The organism is Zhongshania antarctica (assembly GCF_014202945.1).
Lineage (GTDB): Bacteria > Pseudomonadota > Gammaproteobacteria > Pseudomonadales > Spongiibacteraceae > Spongiibacter > Spongiibacter antarcticus.
Genome location: NZ_JACHHW010000003.1, coordinates 238881 through 256889, shown reverse-complemented (window position 1 = coordinate 256889; position 18009 = coordinate 238881). Strand labels below are relative to the sequence as shown.

Sequence of the window (18009 nt, the reverse complement as noted above, 5' to 3'; positions counted from 1 at the left end):
TGGATTCAAGCAGCTCACTGGTATAGGTCTTTTAACATGGTTACATAGCCTTCCCGATCTTTCGCCAAAGCTTCTTCACTGGGCACAATCCAGCTACCACCGACGCAATGCACATTGGGCAGCGCCAAATAGTCGTGGTAATTCGCCTGGCTTATGCCACCCGTCGGACAAAACACAGCGTCGGCAAAGGGCCCCGACATTGCTTTTAACAGCGCAACACCACCGATAGCCGTGGCCGGATACATTTTAAATACGCTGTGCTCTTCTGCCATTGCGGCCATTATTTCCGTGGCCGTTGCCACGCCGGGAATATAGGTAGAGAGGGTTTTGTGCGCCAGCATCGAGAGCTCCCGTGAAAAGCCCGGACTAACTGCAAAGTCCGCCTCGTCAACAGCCCGCAACATTTGCCGGCGATTGAGCACGGTGCCAACACCGATTAAGGCATTGGGCACGAGATCTTTAAACATTTTAACCATTTGCCATGCATCGGCGTGACGCAGCGTAATTTCCACCGCGGGCACGCCAGCTTCAGCGAATAATTCAGCACAAGCTCGGGCGTGATCTAAGGATTTGAACTGTGCGACCGGCATCACCGGCGCAGTTTTCTTGACTAGCGTTAGTGCGTCATTCATTTCTCGCATCCTCTTTTAACTGCGTAACACCTACTCTACACGCCAGCAACACGAGGGTCGATACGCCAAGATCGTACTCAATGTCGAACCCGTGAGTATTATGCCCCGCACCACAGGTACACAGAATACGAGGAAACGTAGCTTAGATCGGCACTAATCGGCCGGAATTAAACAATAGTAAGAAAACAGTTCATATTAAATTCAGCGTGGCTATATGTGCTAGTCAGCGTAAAATTGCGATCTTCAGCATGAGCTAAGAGACATCGGAAACAATGGCGCAAAAACCCGACCCAAGACTACTTCAGGCAGAAACCTATCCCTTTACCCTGAATATTGACACTCAATTTGGCGATATGGACGCCTATGCACATCTTAACAATTTAGCCATCGCTGGCTTTTACGAGAGTGCCCGCGCCAGAATGCAACTCCACATTAGCGGGCGCAATGATTTTTTTAAAGCCGACTCCGCAGACAAAATACTCTTAATAGAAGTCCGCCTCCAGTACCTCGCCGAGGGCCACTATCCTGAACCAGTGGAAGTCCGCACCGGCATCGGCCATATCGGCAATAGCTCATACCGACTGCATCAAGCACTGTTTCAGCAAGACCGCTGCATTGGTCTATGCGAAGCAGTGATGATTTACACCTTACATGGCAAGCCCACCACCATTCCACACGATATACGCCAACAGCTGGAAAGCCAGCGTATTGTTAATTTTGAAAGCAATCCCATGGTCAGCGATTAAGCCGCGATGACTAAACGACAACATTGCCCACACTGCGATCGCCCTCAACGCACCTGCCTCTGCGATGTGACGGTTCTGCGCGACTGTGCGTACCGCCTGATTATTTTGCAAGACCCCAAAGAAGCAAAACATGCGCTGTCTTCTGCCCCGCTACTCGCCAAGTCGATTCGCGGCAGTCAGCTCCTTGTTGGCGAGATTTTTTCTCCCGAAGAAATTCTTGGCGACCACTGGCAACGCGACAGCGTGTTAATTTTCCCCGGCGACAACAGCGTCAGCGCGGCCGATATACAACACCGCGCCATTAAAAATCTTATATTGCTCGATGGCACCTGGCGCAAAGTTGCCCGGATAATGCATTTAAACCCATGGCTAAACACACTAACGCACTTCACTATTGCCGCGAACAATAATAGTCAATACCGGATAAGGCGCTCGCCCCGCGCTGACGGCCTGTCAACGATAGAAGCGGGAGTCTGCGCACTTAACGAACTCCATGCGCCACAAGATTTCTCAAACGTTTTATTGGCCTTTAATAAAATGATCGATATGCAAATTGCCGCGATGGGCCCAGAAACCTTCGACAAAAACTATATAAAACGCTAACAAGCCGACCCAACACAGATAACAAGCACATACTGAAAATAATCTAACTACTGTATTAATTTGCGCTAATCTCACCTATATTGCCCGCCCTAGCGCACCACTAAATGTCGGTGCACAGTTTATATAAGGGCTTTTTGTGCTTAGAGTTACTCTTGTTATACTGCTATTTGCTTGCCACTTCCCCAGCTTCGCCACTACTAACACCCCACCTAAGAGCTTCTCTTCGGCAAAAAAAAGTTTAATCCAGCTCTACTATAACGAGGACGCTGAACAGAGTTTTTACTGTAATTGCAGCTATTCTAAACAAACGTTAAACGGCAAGAAAAAGCTGCTCGTCAACCACCAAAGCTGCGCCTACACCCCCAGAAAAAGCCCCACGCGTGCCGCAAGAATTGAATGGGAGCATGTGGTTTCGGCGTGGGAATTCGGCCATCAGCTGCAATGCTGGCAAACTGGCGGGCGCAAGTCTTGCAGAAAAGACCTCACTTTTAAGGCGATGGAGGCCGATGTCTTTAACTTGGTACCCGCTATTGGTGAAGTTAACGGTGACCGTTCCAATTTTCGCTTCGGGATGATTAGCGGCGAAGCGCGTGCCTATGGCGCCTGCGATATTGAAATCGCCTTTAAAGAACGCCGCGCTGAACCCCGGCCAGATATCCGCGGCGACATTGCCCGCAGCTATTTTTATATGGAAAAACAATACGGTTTAAAAATTAGCAAAAAGAATCGTCAGCTTTATGACGTCTGGGCAAGACAAGACCCCGTTTCAGAGCAGGAGCTACGCCTAGCGCGAGCCAAAGCTAAGCTCATGGGCTGGAGCAATCCGTTTATTGAGCTGCCGACCACCGTAGCCAGAAACCCGCCGCTAAAATGAAGAGCCTTGTTGACCGCGGGTGGTAGCACCAAATTTCAAACGGTATGCCCGAGGGCTTAAGCCCGTTTTACGCTGAAATAGTCGGTTAAAGGAGCTGGTGTCGGCGTAGCCGATCCGCAACATCACCGCGTCGGTAGGCAGGCTGGTGGCCTCAAAGAGCTTCTTAGCGGCCTCTATACGCAGGTTTTGCAGATAACTATTCGGGGTATCGCCAACAGCCTCTTTAAAACGCCGCATGAGGGTTCGCGAACTAATATGAAAACTTGCCGCCAAACGCGCCAAGGAAAACGCTTCGCTCAGGTTTTTTTCCAAGTAATCTTGAATTTCCAGAATAAGTGAATCGCTATGCTGCTTTTGCCGAGGCAGAATGAGGTACGGTGCCTGCTGCGTTAAATTGGTATCTACCAATAGGGTGCGCTCACACTGTGAAGCAACTACCCTACCCATATAGCGCTCGACCATAATAAGCGCAGCCAACATTTCCGCCCCATTGGCGCCACCTGTCAGCAGTCGACCGCCATCAACCACAAGCTGGTCCGCCTTTAAGCTTATATCGGGATAGCGCTGACGAAACTGCTCGGCTAGCCACCAACTGGTGGTCGCGCTGAGACCATTTAGCAAACCCGTTTCAGCGAGAATAAAACTGCCAGTACAGTGGCTACAGATAATGCAATTATTCTCGTACTGCCTAACCAGCCAGTGGATAAGCTCACGTAGCGATTTAAGCTTTTTATTAAACTCCTTACCGCCGGGGTAAGCCATTGCTGGCACCACGATAATACTACCGGCCTCAAGGTCAATAAACGGGCTGTCGACAACGATCCGAAGACGAGATGCCGTGGTAACGGGTGCACCGTCTTGCGACAGCGTTTGCCATTCAAACTCGCCCTCCCGTCCCTGATACTGATCGCGCCAGTGAGCGTTGGCGACCATATACAAGTCCTGAGGGTTAGACAGACTACCGGCATAACAGCCCTCATAGGCAATGACGTAAACTTTGACCACCGTACCCCCACCGTCACAAAAGCTGCAAGTGTCACTATCAACACTTTTAATGTCAATACTGACACTACCCCCACACGTAAATAAACCCTACAGTAGATGCTCGATTTTGCTGATAAGAGTGTTTAGCACTATGAGTCTTCCCAAGCTACTGGAAAACCGCCTTCGTCTACCCGCCGTAGTCGCACCCATGTTTTTGGCCTCTGGGCCGGAGTTAGTCATAGAAACCTGCAAGGCTGGTATGGTTGGCTCGTTTCCCGCACTGAACCAGCGCAGCAGCGAAGGCTTTGAAGAGTGGTTAGTTAGCATTAATACTGCCCTGCAAGCCCATGAGCAAGAGACTGGCGAAAAGCCCGCGCCCTTCGCAGTGAATCTGATTGTGCACAAAACCAACCCCCGTCTCAGCGCCGATTTAGCGCTGTGCGTTAAACATCAAGTACCCATTGTTATCACCTCCTTAGGCGCGGCTAAGGAAGTCATTGAATCCATTCACAGCTACGGCGGACTAGTGTTCCACGACGTAATCAATGCCCGTCACGCCCGCAAAGCAGCTGGTGCTGGTGTCGATGGTTTAATCGCCGTTAGCGCCGGTGCGGGTGGCCATGCAGGCAGCACCAACCCCTTCGCCTTAGTCGCAGAAATTCGGGAATTTTTTGATAAGACTCTATTACTGGCCGGTGCCATTTCGCGGGGTAATGATATCGCCGCCGCCAAAGCCATGGGCGCCGACCTCGCTTATATGGGCACCCGTTTCATTAATACCAAAGAGAGCTTGGTACAGCCGGAATACAAGCAGATGATTGTCGACAGCGGCTCTAGCGACATTGTTTACACACCAAATATATCAGGTGTTTTCGCCAACTTTTTGATGCCCAGTATCGTCAAGGCAGGACTCGATCCGAATAAGCTAGAAGCGCCAAGCCACATCGATTTTGGTGAAGAGTTAACCACTGATGCCGACAATAAAAGCGGTGAAAAAACCGGTGGAGCGTGGAAAGATATTTGGTCTGCGGGCCAGGGCGTGGGTGCCATTCACGACATCCCGTCAACCAAAGACCTAATTCAAAAACTGGAAGAGGAATACCGCGCCGCTACCGCGCAGTTCCGCTAAGCAAGTAAAAGCTAAGAATCGCCGCCGCGCTAAATCAGGCGGCGGCGATTTTTACTGGCGCAAGAAATCGCTCTTCGGCAAGTAATTCTGCCACCCGCGCAGTCGTCTCGCCAGTGTGTTCGGCACGGCGAAAAATTCGCTGTAAGGTGTCGGCAATCGTTTCAACGTGTGCCGCCGACTTTTCAGACGAGCCTTCTGCCCGCTGGTAGTAAACATCAATAATGCCACCCGCGTTAATCACAAAGTCTGGCGCATACAAAATACCCCGCTGACGCAACTGTTCGCCCTGTATTACTTGAGCCAACTGGTTATTGGCAGCACCAGCAACAATACCCGCCTTAATCACGCCCACGGTTTGCTCGTCGATCACTGCTCCCATTGCACAAGGTGCCAACACATCGGCATCCATACTCAGCACATCAGCAACGGCAACTGTTTTTGCACCTAATGCCTGTGCCAATGCTAAATTTGCGGCGTTAATATCGGCAATAAACACCTCAGCGCCCGCCGCGACTAACAGCGCCGTTAAGTGACGACCCACCGAGCCCGCACCTTGAATAGCCACTCGCACCCCCTTTAAGGAATTCGCTTTATGGCGAAACGCGCAGGCTGCCTTAATACCGCAAAACACACCCTGCGCCGTATAGGGTGAGGGGTCACCGCCAAAGCGGCTGCCGTCCATTACGCCCGAGACATAAGTCGTGCGCTCACCAATGACTTTCATATCCGCTACGCCGGTGCCGGAATCTTCCGCAGTGATGTATTGACCGTTCAGGCCCTCAATAAACTCGCCCATCGCCAATAATAGCTGCCGACTCTTTTGGCTGGCGGGGTCACCAATGATTACCGCCTTGCCACCGCCCAAAGGCAGGCCCGCCAAGGCCGATTTATAGCTCATGCCCCGTGACAGACGCAGGACGTCTTCTAGCGCTTGTTCATCACTGCCGTAGGGATAGAACCGGCAACCACCTAAGGCTGGCCCCAAAGCGGTATTGTGCACCGCAATAATCGCGCGCAAGCCGCTGCGGGCATCCTCTTTAAACGCCACCAGTTCGTGGCTGTCAAAGGACGGCGAATTAAACACTGTCATTGCATTCTCCTTGTACTACTAAAGTCATTAGGCGGCATTGCCCACATCGACTAATTGCACAACATCGCCCCGCAGCCGCCCCAGCAATTGCTGGCGGCGCACGCGGTATTGCGCAATGGCTTGATCTTTGACGTGACCGAAACCGCGAACCTCGTCAACCAAGCTGATAATTTCAGTAATGAGCGCCAGATTATCGGCATTGAGCTGGCTAATAAGTTCGCCTAGGTCTTGCTGAAACTCAGCGAGCAAAGCCCGTTCCGCCTTGCGCTCAGCGCTGTAGCCAAAAATATCCCAAGCACTGCCGCGCAAGCCTTTCAGCTTTGCCAAGTAGCTAAACGCCGTGAACATCCACGCTGAAAAAACCCGTTTTTTGGGCAGGCCATCGCTGCCTCGCTTAGAAAAAATGGGCGGTGCCAAATGGAATTGCAGCTTAAAATCACCATCAAAACTGGCTTTGAGTTTTTTCATAAACTCACCGTCGCTATATAGACGCGCCACTTCGTATTCGTCTTTATAACTCATCAGCTTATGCAGCGCGCGCGCGACCGCCTCTGTTAAGTCGCCGGCTGCGCCACTTATTTCAACTTCTTTCGCGCGCACTTGCTCGACCCTACCGCGATAGTCTTGAGCGTAGGCGAGATCTTGGTATTTTATTAAATGCTGATAGCGAAATTCGATAATGTCATCGAGAGTTTCGAGGGGCTGCCATTGCTCTACCGCGACACCCGCGGCGGCCATTACTGCGGCCATATTGTCGACCGCGCGACGCCCCCACAAAAAGGCTTGCTGATTAAACTCTACCGCGACGCCATTGAGCTTTATGGCGTGTTCAATCGCTTCGGAGCTGATGGGCACATAGCCTTTCTGAAAGGCGTAACCCAGCATGAAAAAGTTAGTCGCCAAACTGTCGCCCAATAAATGGCTGGCGATTTCTGAGGCCTGAATAAAATCGACCTTGCCCTCACCCACTTCGGTGACGATGAGCTGCTTCATGGCATCGGCTGGAAATTGCGCATCGCGGTGATAGACAAAATCGGCGGTGGTCATCTCGGTATCGTTAATCACGGCAAAACTGCGCTCAACATTGACCTTGGCGATAGCCTCGTCGGAACTCGACACCACCAAATCGCAGCCTAGCAACAGATCGGCATCACCCGCCGGTATGCGCACTGCATTGATGTCTTCCTGATTATTGGCAACCCGTAAATGGCTCACCACTGGGCCGAATTTTTGCGCGAGGCCGGTTTGATTCATGGTCGCGCAGCCCTTGCCTTCAACATGGGCGGCCATCGCCAACACGGCGGTAATGGTAAGCACACCGGTGCCGCCAACACCCGTTACCACTAAATTCCACGGGGTATTTAAGCTGGGCAAGGTCGGCTCGCCCAATACCGCAAAACCATCGGCACTGGCGGTATTCGCACTTTGCTTTTTAAGCCCGCCGCCAATCACCGACACAAAGCTCGGGCAAAAGCCGTTAACGCAGGAGTAGTCTTTATTGCAGGCGCTTTGGTCTATTTGGCGTTTACGGCCCAGCTCGGTTTCTTTTGGCAATACCGACAAACAATTGGATTTTTTACCGCAGTCGCCACAGCCTTCGCACACCGCGTCGTTGATAAAAATACGGCGATCGGGATCAACCATAGTGCCTTTTTTGCGGCGCCGACGTTTTTCTGCGGCGCAGGTTTGCTCGTAAATTAGCACCGACACGCCTTCGATCTCGCGCAGCTCTTCTTCAATACTGAGCAAATCGTCGCGATGATTAACGGTTAATCCCGCTTCGCTGGGCGTGTCGTATTGTTCTGGGTGGTCAGACACCAGCGCAATGCGTTTTATGCCCTCGCCGCGCAATTGCAAAATGAGTTGAGCCACCGACAGGCTGCCATCAATAGGTTGGCCGCCGGTCATGGCAACAGCGTCGTTATACAAAATTTTGTAGGTGATATTGACCCCAGCGGCAACGGACTGGCGAATCGCCAAGCTGCCGGAGTGAAAGTAAGTGCCGTCGCCGAGATTTTGAAAAACGTGTTTATTCTCGGTAAAAGCCGCCTGCCCTACCCAGGTCACCCCTTCGCCGCCCATTTGAGTAAAGGTGATTGCTGGCCGCGAGGGCATCCACGTACTCATATAATGGCAGCCAATGCCGCCAAGGGCGATGCTGCCCTCGGGCACTTGGGTCGAGGTATTGTGAGGACACCCCGAACAGTAATGAGGCGTGCGATTAATAACGCCCTGCTTATTGGCAATCGACTGCTCTTTTTGATTGTAAAAATTAAGGCGCTTTTCGATCTCTTCGCTTTTGTAAAAACGGCGAATTCGCGAGGCAATCGCGCGCGCCACCATCGCTGGGGTTAGCTCGCTGAGGTTGGGCAGCAAGTCGGCGCCGTGCTCGTCAAACTCGCCAATCACACGGGGGCGATCTTCCACTGGCCAGTTATACAGCTGGCCGGTAATTTGGTCTTCAATAATCGAGCGTTTTTCCTCAACCACCAGAATTTCTTCCAGCCCCCGCGCAAACTCGTGGGTGGTTTCTGGCTCCAGCGGCCAGGGCATAGCCACTTTATACACCCGCAGACCGATGGCGACGGCCTGTTGCTGGTCGATACCCAAATCTTCAAGCGCCTGTAAAACATCGAGGTAGGCCTTGCCACTAGTCACGATCCCGAGGCGCGCTTTGGGGCTGTCGATCACGATACGATTAAGATTATTAGCCCGCGCGAAGGCCCGCGCCGCATAGATCTTGTATTTATTAAGGCGTTTTTCCTGCGCCAGTGGTGAATCTGGCCAGCGCGCGTGTACGCCGTCATCTGGCATCACAAAGTCTTCAGGTAAAACTATGTTCACCCTATGGGCATCTATCACCGCCGATATCGCCGAATCCATATTCTCGGTGATGGCCTTAAAGCCCACCCAGCAGCCCGCATAGCGCGACAGCTCCCAGCCGAAAATACCGAGGTCTAACACCTCCTGCACATTGGCGGGCGCCAAGACTGGAATAGAGGCCCCCATAAACATATGTTCTGACTGGTGCGGTAATGTCGATGACTTAGCGGCGTGGTCGTCCCCCGCCACCGCCAATACCCCGCCATAGCGCGAGGTGCCCACTGCATTGGCGTGTTTGATCACATCCATACTGCGGTCTACGCCTGGGCCCTTGCCGTACCACATGCCAAATACACCATCGTATTTGGCGCCGGGGAATAAGCCCACCTCCTGACTTCCGCGCACTGCCGTCGCCGCCATGTCTTCATTGACGCCGGGCACAAACTGAATATGGTGTTTATCGAGATAGGGCTTGGCCTGCCACAGCGCCTGATCGAGATTGCCCAGTGGCGAGCCGCGATAGCCAGAGATAAAGCCCGCCGTATTTAAACCGCGCTCTAAGTCCCGCTGATGCTGCAGCATGGGCAGCCTAACCAAGGCCTCGATACCCGTCATATAGGCGCGGGTGCTATCGAGGCGGTATTTATCTTCTAAAGAAATACGTAATGCAGATTTAGACAGGGCCATGGTCGATGCATCCTATTATTGACAGCGTAATGTCTTTAATAAGAGTCTAGACGCAAGATAAGGAAGAATTTATCTTAAACACAGCTCACGACAAAATATATGGACTAAATAATTCGAAAAATTAGAAGTATTGGTCTAAATAATGACTATCGAGACCAGTAAAACCCCAACTTAGACACTTAGCGGTATGACACCGCGTTTATTAGCCAGAAAACACAGAAGGGATTTAGTGAGCGCAAATCAAAACACCCGCAACGAGCTAATCGACGCGGGTGTGGTTTACACAATGATGTCTAACGTCGCGGAAGGCCAGCCTTACGGCTAGCCCCGAACCTGCTGACGAGGAAAATTAGGCTCGCGCTTTTCAATAAAGGCCTTAAGCGCTTCACGGTGTTCGTCACTATTACGGCAGCGCTGGAAATTCTTAATTTCTTCCGCAATATAGTTTTCACAGCTCATTTCTTGCGCATTCTTAAGATTAGCCTTAATACAGGCCAAGGCATTGGTAGGACCTTCTGCTAAGCGCGTTGCCAACCTTTCCACGTCAGCCTCTAATTCTGAGTCCTCGCACACCTTACTGAGCAAACCGCTGGCGAAGGCTTCTTGCGCACCATAAACAGGGTTTAATAGGCAAAACTCGCGAGCTTTACCGGCTCCCATCCATTTACTTAAGAAATAGGCCGCCGCAAAATCCCCTGAAAGGGCAATTTTGGTATGCGCATAGCTTAAGCTGGCGGTGCTATCGGCAACGCGAAAATCGCAGGCTAGCGCCAGCGACAAGCCACCGCCCATTGCCGGACCGCGAATCATCGCTATGGTTGGTTTGGGCATTTCATGCAGCAACATCGCCGCTTCGGCGCCAACACGCAATAACACCTCAGTGGAGTATTTACGGGTATGTTCCGCCCCCAAGGCTAAATTTTTAATATCAGCGCCCGCACAAAAGGCGTCGCCAGAACCTTCTAGCACAACCGCTCCAACACTATCATCTTGGGCGGCTTCGCGAAGATTACGATAAAGTGTCGTAACCATGTCCTCATTTATCGCATTTTTTAGCGCAGGCCGACTCAGGGTTATGTATAAAACCCGTCCGAGCCTACGAACACCGACAGGAGCACTTTCCTTACTCATTATTTTTATCCCGTAATTTGGCGATTAAACGAACTATAACGCGGAAGTAATACTACCACTATCAGCCTTTTAACGTCCCTCTTCAACACCCCGCAGCAGAAAGCGTTAATAAGCCTAAGCGCTTAACCGCATTAGGTAAACCCAGCATCATAAACGGCTGCCATTCCGAGTGGCGATTACCGCAGCGGTACCACGAAATAGCATAAGCCAGCACTACGCCCACGTGCAGCAGTATTAATACGCATGGGCGCTGACAAACACCGAGGCTCAATCACCGTATAGCTACCGGCCAAACTCAACACCCAATGTTCAGACGCCACCCATTTTATATCTGTGTCTGCGCCCTCAACAATCGCAAGCTCCCCGGTGTGAAACTGCACTACCCCGCGGGAGAGCAGTGATACGAATTGTGATTACATGTCCTCGCTTTCGGTTCCAAATATTGCGGCGTTCACTTGCACCCGACGGTCCAGCACCGATATTTTAATGCCGCGTTCAGCTGATGCGACGATTTCCGGGCGTATAAATGCAGGCGATTGACAATATTGTAACTGCGCTGTTAAACGCCTTTTGCCAAGACGCGTAGATCATGATGTCATCGCCCCATGGTCGTAGGGCAATATTTAACCTGAATGAAAAATTGTCCTATTTAAATCCTTCACTGGGGTAAGAGAACAATGTGCTATTTATCGACTGCCCAGGCATGACGAAATTCTCGGGCGTGATGGGATACGACTAAATCGTCACCCCTGCGAAGGCAGGGGTCCATCGGAGCAACGGAGTGACCGTCTGAAGCAATTATTGATAAACGACAGTTTGGCGTCAGCTCTCATGGATAACTACCTACGCAGGTATGACGAGTTTGCGAATACTACCAGCACAGATATGACGACTTTATGGATATAGGCCTGCGTAGTGATGGCAAATTTAAAGCGTGGGCAATACACATTACATGTTTGGGTATCACACGCTTATGTGTAGCCAGCACAAATTGAATGTGCGGGCATCTAAAAAAATAAAACGCCGCAACGAGATGATCACACGCAAAAAAATAAACCGTAATTATTTGGCAAACGCCTTGAGCGGATAAATATCGAAACGCACCGCTTTGCCCGTCACCGAGAGCTGGGGTTTGCGCTCAGCTAAATACGGCGCCTTGGGTGGGCGCTTAACAACGACTCTGTGCCGCGCTCTTTGCAGTGCAATATCCAGCAAGGCAGCACTGTCTTCATCTAAACCTACCAGCGAGTGGAAGAGACGCATTTCTTTTTTAACCAATGCTGATTTGCCGGACACTGGGAACATGGGATCGAGGTAGACCACGTCCGGGCAATCTATCGCACTAAGCTGTTCCAAATAGTCTGCGGCGCCTGACTTCACTAAGCTCATTCTGGCCGCGATATCCATAGTGTCGATGCTGATATTGGCGCGCATTAAGCCGTCTTCTAGTAGTGCGGCAACCACTGGCATGCGCTCGCACATGGTCACAGTGCAGCCGTTAGTGGCCATCACAAAGCTGTCGCGACCGAGACCGGCAGTCGCGTCAACTACCGTTGGCCGCTTGCCACCTAACGCTTTGATTAATAATTCTTTGCCGGGGTGGCGGTGCTGCAGAGCGTGAACAAAATCCACGGCGACGGGATTCTCGCGCTGCGTAGGCGCTAAGCCAATGCCGAGACGGCCTTGTTCAAAAAAAACATAAAGTTGTTCTGAGTTTGGCAGCCATTTTTTTACAAGGTCCAAACCCAAGCGCGCCGCCATGGCATCGCAGGCGGCGCTGGTTTTATAAAATACCGGTGCTGGTGAGCTACTCAAGACTTGGGCTTGGCCGCGGCAAAGTCCAGCATCCGGGTGAGCGGCTTCATGGCTTGCACCCCGAGAGCGGGGTCGACGTGTACTTCGTTGCCGCCGTGTTCTAACACATAGGCGAGATTATCCAAGGCGTTCATGGCCATCCACGGGCAATTTGCACAGCTACGGCACGTCGCGCCACTACCAGCGGTCGGCGCTATGATGAACTCTTTATCTGGCACCAACTGCTGCAGCTTGTAGAAAATACCTTGATCAGTGGCGATGATCATTTGCTTATTCGGTAGGTCACGCGCCGCGTTAATGATTTGGGTGGTTGAACCGACCATGTCCGCAATTGCCACGACGCTCGCTGGCGATTCTGGATGCACCAGTACCGCGGCGTCTGGGTAGACCTTTTTAAGATCGAGAATGCCTTGGGCTTTAAACTCTTCGTGAACAATACAGGCGCCATCCCACAGCAATACATCGGCACCGGTTTCGCGGCGGACATAATCGCCGAGGTGTTTGTCTGGCGCCCACAGAATTTTTTGGCCTTCGCTGTCGAGATGGTCAACAACGTCTAGCGCAATACTTGAGGTCACTACCCAGTCGGCTCGCGCCTTTACAGCAGCAGACGTATTCGCATACACCACCACGGTGCGATCAGGATGCTGGTCGCAAAATGCCGAAAACTCTTCAATCGGGCAGCCGATGTCTAAAGAGCAGGTTGCCTCCAAGGTCGGCATAAACACCTGCTTCTCTGGCGACAAAATTTTTGCGGTTTCGCCCATAAACTTCACCCCGGCCACGACCAAGGTCGACGCGGGGTGGTCACGGCCAAAACGGGCCATTTCCAGCGAGTCAGAAACGCAGCCGCCAGTTTCTTCGGCCAAGGCCTGAATTTCTGGGTCGGTGTAGTAATGGGCAACCAGCACCGCATTGCGCTCTTTCAGCAAGCGTTTGATTTTATCTCGCAGTTCAACGCGTTCGGCGGCGGGCACCTGAGGCTGCTCGTGAATCTTGGCCAAATGATCGCGAACCACCTGCTGGGCAGAAGCTTGTTCCGTCATATTCAATCTCGTTCTAGGCGGATACTGGGGGGCGAAGTTTAACAGAATAGTTATTGCCAATCCCAGCCGCACGCGTTGATGGCCGGCAAAGCGTCGCGATTGTGGCTGCAAAGCTATTGGTAAAAATCAGCAAAATTAAAAACTTTACAGGTGTAAATATCAATAAAATCAGATGACAACTTAATAATTTCAATGACTTAGAACAAAAATACTCCAGAAAGGCAAATGGAAATACATGTAAATTTTTTGTAAACACCCGTTGACTTAAGGCTTTTGCGCGCATAAAGTGCACACATGTTCACAAACACATTTAATTATCACTATCCACTACACGGAGAAAGCAATGAAGCTCAGCACGAATCCATCGCGTAGTACCTGGCGTCGAATTGCCGACTCTCGGCTGATTAATGCCCTCGCGGCCCCAAACGGAATGGGCCGCTATTTAGAAGTGCTGAATCCGATGTGGTCGCTGGATCAGAATCGAATTCCGGCCTATATCACGGCAATTCACCGGGAAACCGACGAGTCGGTGACCTTGGTGTTAGCGCCAAATGGCGAGTGGCCCGGCTTTCGCCCCGGTCAGTTTTGCCAGGTGTATATCGAAATTGATGGTCGCCTACACAGCCGCAGTTACTCCTTAAACCGTCGCGCCGGACGCATTGCAATTACCGTAAAGGCGCAGGCAGACGGCCTTGTTTCCACGCAAATTAATCGTCAGTTAAAGGTTGGCGATTTAATTCGCCTTTCACCGCCAATGGGCGAATTTGTGCTGCCGCCACAATTGCCCGGCGCATTGTTGATGGTCGCAGCAGGTAGCGGCATCACACCGATCATGGCCATGCTGGAATCCGTCTTAAAGCAAGGCTACAAGGGTGGTATTACCCTGTTGTATTACAACCGCGATGAAGCGAATACCCTTTTCCATTCGCGCTTGCAGGCACTTGCTAGTACCCACGCCAACTTCTCGCTATTACCGGTGTTCAGCGATGGAACTGGTGAATTGAGCGGGCATTTTAGCCAACGGCATTTACTCGCCGCCCTGAGCTTTAAAAATACGCTTAGCGGCCACACCGGTGCGCTGAGCTTGCCCGAGTGCTTTGTTTGCGGCCCCGAAGCCTTAATTCAGGCCGTTAGCGAGGAGTACCAGCTGCTCGGACACGGCGAGAAATTTCACGCTGAGCGTTTCAAAGCGGTCAGCAGTGTCTCCGGCAATACCGAGGTCGTTGGCACACTGGCCTTTAAACATAGCCACTGTGAAGTCAGCAGCGACAGCCGAAATCTGCTGGAGCAAGCTGAAGCCGCCGGTCTGCAGCCTCAAGCAGGTTGCCGCATGGGGATATGCCATAGCTGTAGCTGCCTTAAAACCGAAGGCAGCGTGCGCAATATGAACAGCGGTGAAATCAGTCACGGTGAAGAATATATTCGCCTGTGTATTTCCCAGCCACTTGGCGATGTCAGCCTCGCCCTATAGCGATCGACATTACTGGAGAAGAAATAAAATGAATACCAACACCACCGCGATGAACCCAGCGCTACTCGACGCTTTCGGCGCTGAAATCGAAGCAGTAAAGCAGCGCGCCCTCGCCGATCGCGGCGAGCGGGACGCCCGCTACATCAAAAAATTGGTTAAGATTCACCATCTGCTCACCATTGGCGCGCGTCTGAGTATTTTTGCATCGCTGTTGTTTTTACCAGCCTCACTCTTCGGTTTCAGCATAGCCTTAAGCATTGCCAGCTGGCCGCTGTTTTGGCTGCTATTCAGTGCTGGCAGTATTGGCCTGGGTATCGCCAAAATTCTCGATAATATGGAGATTGGCCACAATATTATTCACGGCCAATACGACTGGATGGGCGACCCGCGCTTTCACTCCCGTCATTACGATTGGGACACCAACTGCCCCGGCGACCAATGGGCTTACTCCCACAATTACGAGCACCACACCTACACCAATATTCTCGATAAAGACCGCGACATCGGCTATGGCATATTGCGTATGGACCCCGCGCAAAAATGGCACCCTGCCTATCTCGCTAACCCGATATTTGCCACCCTGCTCATGCTGTTTTTCGATATGGGCGTCGCCCTGCACGGTGTAGAGATCGACAGTCTTCGTTCCGGTCGAAAAACCTTTAAAGACGTTTGGCCAGAGCTCAAATTGTCACTGCGTAAAACCGCACAAATCTGGGGTAAGGACTTCATCCTTTATCCACTACTCGCTGGCCCCTTATTTCCGGTCGTTCTCGCCGCCAATGTCAGCGCCAGCGTCATTCGCAATATATGGAGTTTTTCGATTATATTTTGCGGACATTTCCCCGATGGCGTACACAGCTTTACCGAAGCGTCCTGCGAAAACGAAAGCCGTGGCCGCTGGTATTACCGCCAACTGCTTGGCTCTGCCAACCTTACTGGCGGCAAGCTCTTCCATGTAATGAGTGGCAACCTCTCTCACCAAATTGAGCACCACTTGTTTCCCGATGTGCCCGCCCACCGCTACGCTGAAATGTCGGTTGAGGTTCGCCAAATCTGTGAGAAATACGGTCTGCCTTACAATACTGGACCGCTGTACAGCCAGTACGCCACGGTGTGGGTAAAAATATTCAAGCTCGCGTTACCACCACGTAACACCCCCGCACCACAGGCCGCTTAATCGACTGGGCGCAGTACAAGTCGTAGCCTCGACCGGCTGGGGCTTGTACACTTAACGGTATTGCCCTAGCAAAAATGAGTAGCCAGCCCCAATGAGTCGCCCGCAAAAACGCCACCGCAGCCACAGTGACACTGTAATCAATACCCGACAGGCCTTGCTGGAAGCAGTACTGGAACTCATTAGTCGCGATAAAAGTTTCGACGCTATCAGCCTTCGCGAAGTTACCCGCGAAGTTGGTATTACTCCTGGCGCCTTTTACCGGCATTTTCCCGACATGAACACCCTCGGCCTTGAGCTGGTAACCACCTCGTTCAGCACCCTGCGCGCCATGCTCATCACGGTGCGCGCTAACCCGATACCGGAAGAACTGATTATTCGCCGCTCGGTCGAGACGTTTATTACCTATGTTCGCGCCCATCGCCGTCAGTTTCAGTTTATTGCCAGAGAGAGTTTTGGAGGCGTTGCCTGCATCCGCGAGGCAATCAACGATGAATTCAAGCAATTAGAAAGTGAGCTGGCCCGCGATTTAAGTCGCTTGGTGACTCACGATAATTGGAGTGAGTCGGACTTGCGGATGCTCGCCAACCTAATGATCCGTTCCATGATACAAATCGTGAACCAACAATTGATGGCCAGACCCCGAGGCGAAGACGATGACGAACTCATCGTCCTCGCAGAAAAGCAGCTTCGCCTCATCGCACTTGGCGCAAACTCATGGCAGAGCAATCAAAATAAAGCACTGAGCGACGATACCAGCAAGACTGGGAAGCCGTAATGGATCTCGAGCAAAACCCGCAACAGCTGATCGATGCAGTCAACCAAGTCATGCCCTTTGGTAAATACAAGGGCCGAAAATTACTAGAACTGCCGGAGCCCTATTTAGTGTGGTTTCACAAACAGGGTTTTCCGGCAGGTAAACTTGGCGAGCAATTGGGCTTGATGTATGAAATCAAACTCAATGGTTTAGAGGGCATGTTGCGGCCTTTGCTGCGTTAATTGCCCTTTTCAGTTACTGACAATATGCCCAGCTTGCGGCCGCAGTACAATATCTTCTACCACCACATTGCGGTCGAGTTTATATATCGCTAAGAATGCGCGCGCCACATCTTCGGCGGGCATCAACTGCTCTTTGGCCACACCACTGTCCTGCCACGAAGGAGAATGAGTCGGCCCTGGTGACACGCAACACACCCGCACGCCTTTACCCCGCACTTCTTCGCGCAGCGCCTTAGTAAACCCACTCACCCCGTGTTTGGCAGCGCAATAAGCCGAGACCCCAGCGTAGCCCTCGAAACCCGCCGTTGAAGACATATTAAAAATATCCCCAGCCCCCTTTGCAATCATTGCAGGTAAAACCATTTTCGAAAGCAAAAACGTACTGCGCAAATTAGCGGCGACAATCCGGTCAAAATCGGCTACCGCCATATCCACAATACTGCTGCCCAGCCAACTTCCGGCGTTATTGATGAGCACGTCAACCTCGCCCATCTCTGACTTGAGTGTCTGGGCGAAATCAGCCACCTGCTCCGCGTCGCTCACATCAACGGTGTATATCTTTACCGAGTTCGCCTTGGCGCACTCCGCCGCGACGTCCATCAGCCCGCTGCGGGTGCGAGCAAGCAGTGCAAGGCGCACCGGAAAATCGGCGTTGGCAAAGCACTTTGCGATCGCCGCGCCAATGCCCTGCGAGGCCCCAGTGATAAGCACCAATGGTGCGTAATGTTGAACTGACATAGAAACTCGCTTCGCTCTAATCATCTAGTGTGCATAAATCGCTTTACCGCACAAAACTGTCGACCAA

At 51.8% G+C, this 18009-nt stretch carries 16 protein-coding genes; 8 read left to right on the top strand and 8 right to left on the bottom strand.

Translation table 11 applies throughout. The annotated features are described in order from the left end of the window. Positions 1–14: 14 nt before the first annotated feature. Positions 15–632, bottom strand: a complete 618-nt coding sequence (eda, locus tag HNQ57_RS06235; protein WP_184461733.1) for a bifunctional 4-hydroxy-2-oxoglutarate aldolase/2-dehydro-3-deoxy-phosphogluconate aldolase — start codon at positions 630–632, stop codon at positions 15–17. Between the two features lie 272 nt (positions 633–904). On the opposite strand from eda, the gene HNQ57_RS06230 reads away from it, so the two are divergent. The 3 genes from HNQ57_RS06230 to HNQ57_RS06220 all read left to right on the top strand — a co-directional run bounded on the left by HNQ57_RS06230 (position 905) and on the right by HNQ57_RS06220 (position 2855). Beyond that, positions 905–1378, top strand: coding sequence for an acyl-CoA thioesterase (locus HNQ57_RS06230; RefSeq protein ID WP_184461732.1), 474 nt, complete (start codon positions 905–907; stop codon positions 1376–1378). A 6-nt stretch (positions 1379–1384) separates the two neighbouring features. After that, positions 1385–1981 carry a tRNA-uridine aminocarboxypropyltransferase gene (locus HNQ57_RS06225; RefSeq protein ID WP_184461731.1) on the top strand — a complete coding sequence of 199 codons (597 nt, stop codon included), beginning with the start codon at positions 1385–1387 and terminating at the stop codon, positions 1979–1981. A 136-nt stretch (positions 1982–2117) separates the two neighbouring features. After that, positions 2118–2855 (top strand): endonuclease, encoded by a 738-nt coding sequence (locus tag HNQ57_RS06220; protein WP_184461730.1) that lies wholly within the window; start codon positions 2118–2120, stop codon positions 2853–2855. On the opposite strand, the gene HNQ57_RS06215 is transcribed toward HNQ57_RS06220, so the two are convergent. After that, complete coding sequence (locus tag HNQ57_RS06215) at positions 2847–3860, bottom strand: GlxA family transcriptional regulator (RefSeq protein ID WP_184461729.1); 1014 nt, start codon at positions 3858–3860, stop codon at positions 2847–2849. The genes HNQ57_RS06220 and HNQ57_RS06215 overlap by 9 nt on opposite strands. A gap of 130 nt (positions 3861–3990) precedes the next feature. On the opposite strand from HNQ57_RS06215, the gene HNQ57_RS06210 reads away from it, so the two are divergent. Further along, positions 3991–4968, top strand: coding sequence for an NAD(P)H-dependent flavin oxidoreductase (locus HNQ57_RS06210; protein ID WP_184461728.1), 978 nt, complete (start codon positions 3991–3993; stop codon positions 4966–4968). Between the two features lie 34 nt (positions 4969–5002). Here the strand turns inward: HNQ57_RS06210 and HNQ57_RS06205 are convergent, their stop codons facing one another. The 5 genes from HNQ57_RS06205 to nadA all read right to left on the bottom strand — a co-directional run bounded on the left by HNQ57_RS06205 (position 5003) and on the right by nadA (position 13560). Beyond that, entirely contained in the window at positions 5003–6058 is a 1056-nt protein-coding gene (locus tag HNQ57_RS06205; RefSeq protein WP_184461727.1) for a Glu/Leu/Phe/Val family dehydrogenase, read from the bottom strand. Between the two features lie 27 nt (positions 6059–6085). After that, on the bottom strand, positions 6086–9568 hold the full coding sequence (locus HNQ57_RS06200; protein WP_184461726.1) for an indolepyruvate ferredoxin oxidoreductase family protein: 3483 nt from the start codon (positions 9566–9568) through the stop codon (positions 6086–6088). Between the two features lie 321 nt (positions 9569–9889). Continuing rightward, positions 9890–10699: an enoyl-CoA hydratase-related protein gene (locus tag HNQ57_RS06195; RefSeq protein ID WP_040802643.1), complete on the bottom strand. Its 810-nt coding sequence runs from the start codon at positions 10697–10699 to the stop codon at positions 9890–9892. Between the two features lie 1062 nt (positions 10700–11761). Beyond that, the gene (locus tag HNQ57_RS06190) at positions 11762–12514 is read right to left on the bottom strand and encodes a class I SAM-dependent methyltransferase (RefSeq protein ID WP_008246870.1); all 753 of its coding nucleotides are present in this window, start codon (positions 12512–12514) and stop codon (positions 11762–11764) included. Further along, entirely contained in the window at positions 12511–13560 is a 1050-nt protein-coding gene (gene nadA / locus HNQ57_RS06185) for a quinolinate synthase NadA (RefSeq protein ID WP_008246868.1), read from the bottom strand. Before nadA ends, HNQ57_RS06190 begins: the two co-directional genes overlap by 4 nt. Before the next feature lie 343 nt (positions 13561–13903). Here nadA and HNQ57_RS06180 point away from each other — a divergent pair, with 343 nt between their 5' ends. The 4 genes from HNQ57_RS06180 to HNQ57_RS06165 all read left to right on the top strand — a co-directional run bounded on the left by HNQ57_RS06180 (position 13904) and on the right by HNQ57_RS06165 (position 17204). Further along, positions 13904–15031 (top strand): ferredoxin reductase, encoded by a 1128-nt coding sequence (locus tag HNQ57_RS06180; protein WP_008246862.1) that lies wholly within the window; start codon positions 13904–13906, stop codon positions 15029–15031. Positions 15032–15059: 28 nt separating this feature from the next. Beyond that, a complete protein-coding gene (locus tag HNQ57_RS06175) occupies positions 15060–16208 on the top strand; it encodes a fatty acid desaturase family protein (RefSeq protein WP_184461725.1) in 1149 nt (382 codons plus the stop codon). Positions 16209–16299: 91 nt separating this feature from the next. Continuing rightward, positions 16300–16983, top strand: a complete 684-nt coding sequence (locus tag HNQ57_RS06170) for a TetR family transcriptional regulator (RefSeq protein WP_184461724.1) — start codon at positions 16300–16302, stop codon at positions 16981–16983. Further along, positions 16983–17204: a DUF3820 family protein gene (locus HNQ57_RS06165; protein ID WP_008246857.1), complete on the top strand. Its 222-nt coding sequence runs from the start codon at positions 16983–16985 to the stop codon at positions 17202–17204. Before HNQ57_RS06170 ends, HNQ57_RS06165 begins: the two co-directional genes overlap by 1 nt. A 9-nt stretch (positions 17205–17213) precedes the next feature. On the opposite strand, the gene HNQ57_RS06160 is transcribed toward HNQ57_RS06165, so the two are convergent. Further along, complete coding sequence (locus HNQ57_RS06160) at positions 17214–17942, bottom strand: SDR family oxidoreductase (RefSeq protein WP_221301600.1); 729 nt, start codon at positions 17940–17942, stop codon at positions 17214–17216. Positions 17943–18009 lie beyond the last annotated feature (67 nt).

Bases quoted from the DNA above. Each gene is read 5' to 3' on its own strand.
- HNQ57_RS06200 (WP_184461726.1), bottom strand. From the start codon at position 9,568: ATGGCCCTGTCTAAATCTGCATTACGTATTTCTTTAGAAGATAAATAC.
- HNQ57_RS06160 (WP_221301600.1), bottom strand. From the start codon at position 17,942: ATGTCAGTTCAACATTACGCACCATTGGTGCTTATCACTGGGGCCTCG.
- HNQ57_RS06175 (WP_184461725.1), top strand. From the start codon at position 15,060: ATGAATACCAACACCACCGCGATGAACCCAGCGCTACTCGACGCTTTC.
- HNQ57_RS06180 (WP_008246862.1), top strand. From the start codon at position 13,904: ATGAAGCTCAGCACGAATCCATCGCGTAGTACCTGGCGTCGAATTGCC.
- HNQ57_RS06230 (WP_184461732.1), top strand. From the start codon at position 905: ATGGCGCAAAAACCCGACCCAAGACTACTTCAGGCAGAAACCTATCCC.
- HNQ57_RS06170 (WP_184461724.1), top strand. From the start codon at position 16,300: ATGAGTCGCCCGCAAAAACGCCACCGCAGCCACAGTGACACTGTAATC.
- HNQ57_RS06225 (WP_184461731.1), top strand. From the start codon at position 1,385: ATGACTAAACGACAACATTGCCCACACTGCGATCGCCCTCAACGCACC.
- HNQ57_RS06165 (WP_008246857.1), top strand. From the start codon at position 16,983: ATGGATCTCGAGCAAAACCCGCAACAGCTGATCGATGCAGTCAACCAA.
- nadA (WP_008246868.1), bottom strand. From the start codon at position 13,560: ATGACGGAACAAGCTTCTGCCCAGCAGGTGGTTCGCGATCATTTGGCC.
- HNQ57_RS06195 (WP_040802643.1), bottom strand. From the start codon at position 10,699: ATGAGTAAGGAAAGTGCTCCTGTCGGTGTTCGTAGGCTCGGACGGGTT.
- HNQ57_RS06210 (WP_184461728.1), top strand. From the start codon at position 3,991: ATGAGTCTTCCCAAGCTACTGGAAAACCGCCTTCGTCTACCCGCCGTA.
- HNQ57_RS06205 (WP_184461727.1), bottom strand. From the start codon at position 6,058: ATGACAGTGTTTAATTCGCCGTCCTTTGACAGCCACGAACTGGTGGCG.
- eda (WP_184461733.1), bottom strand. From the start codon at position 632: ATGAATGACGCACTAACGCTAGTCAAGAAAACTGCGCCGGTGATGCCG.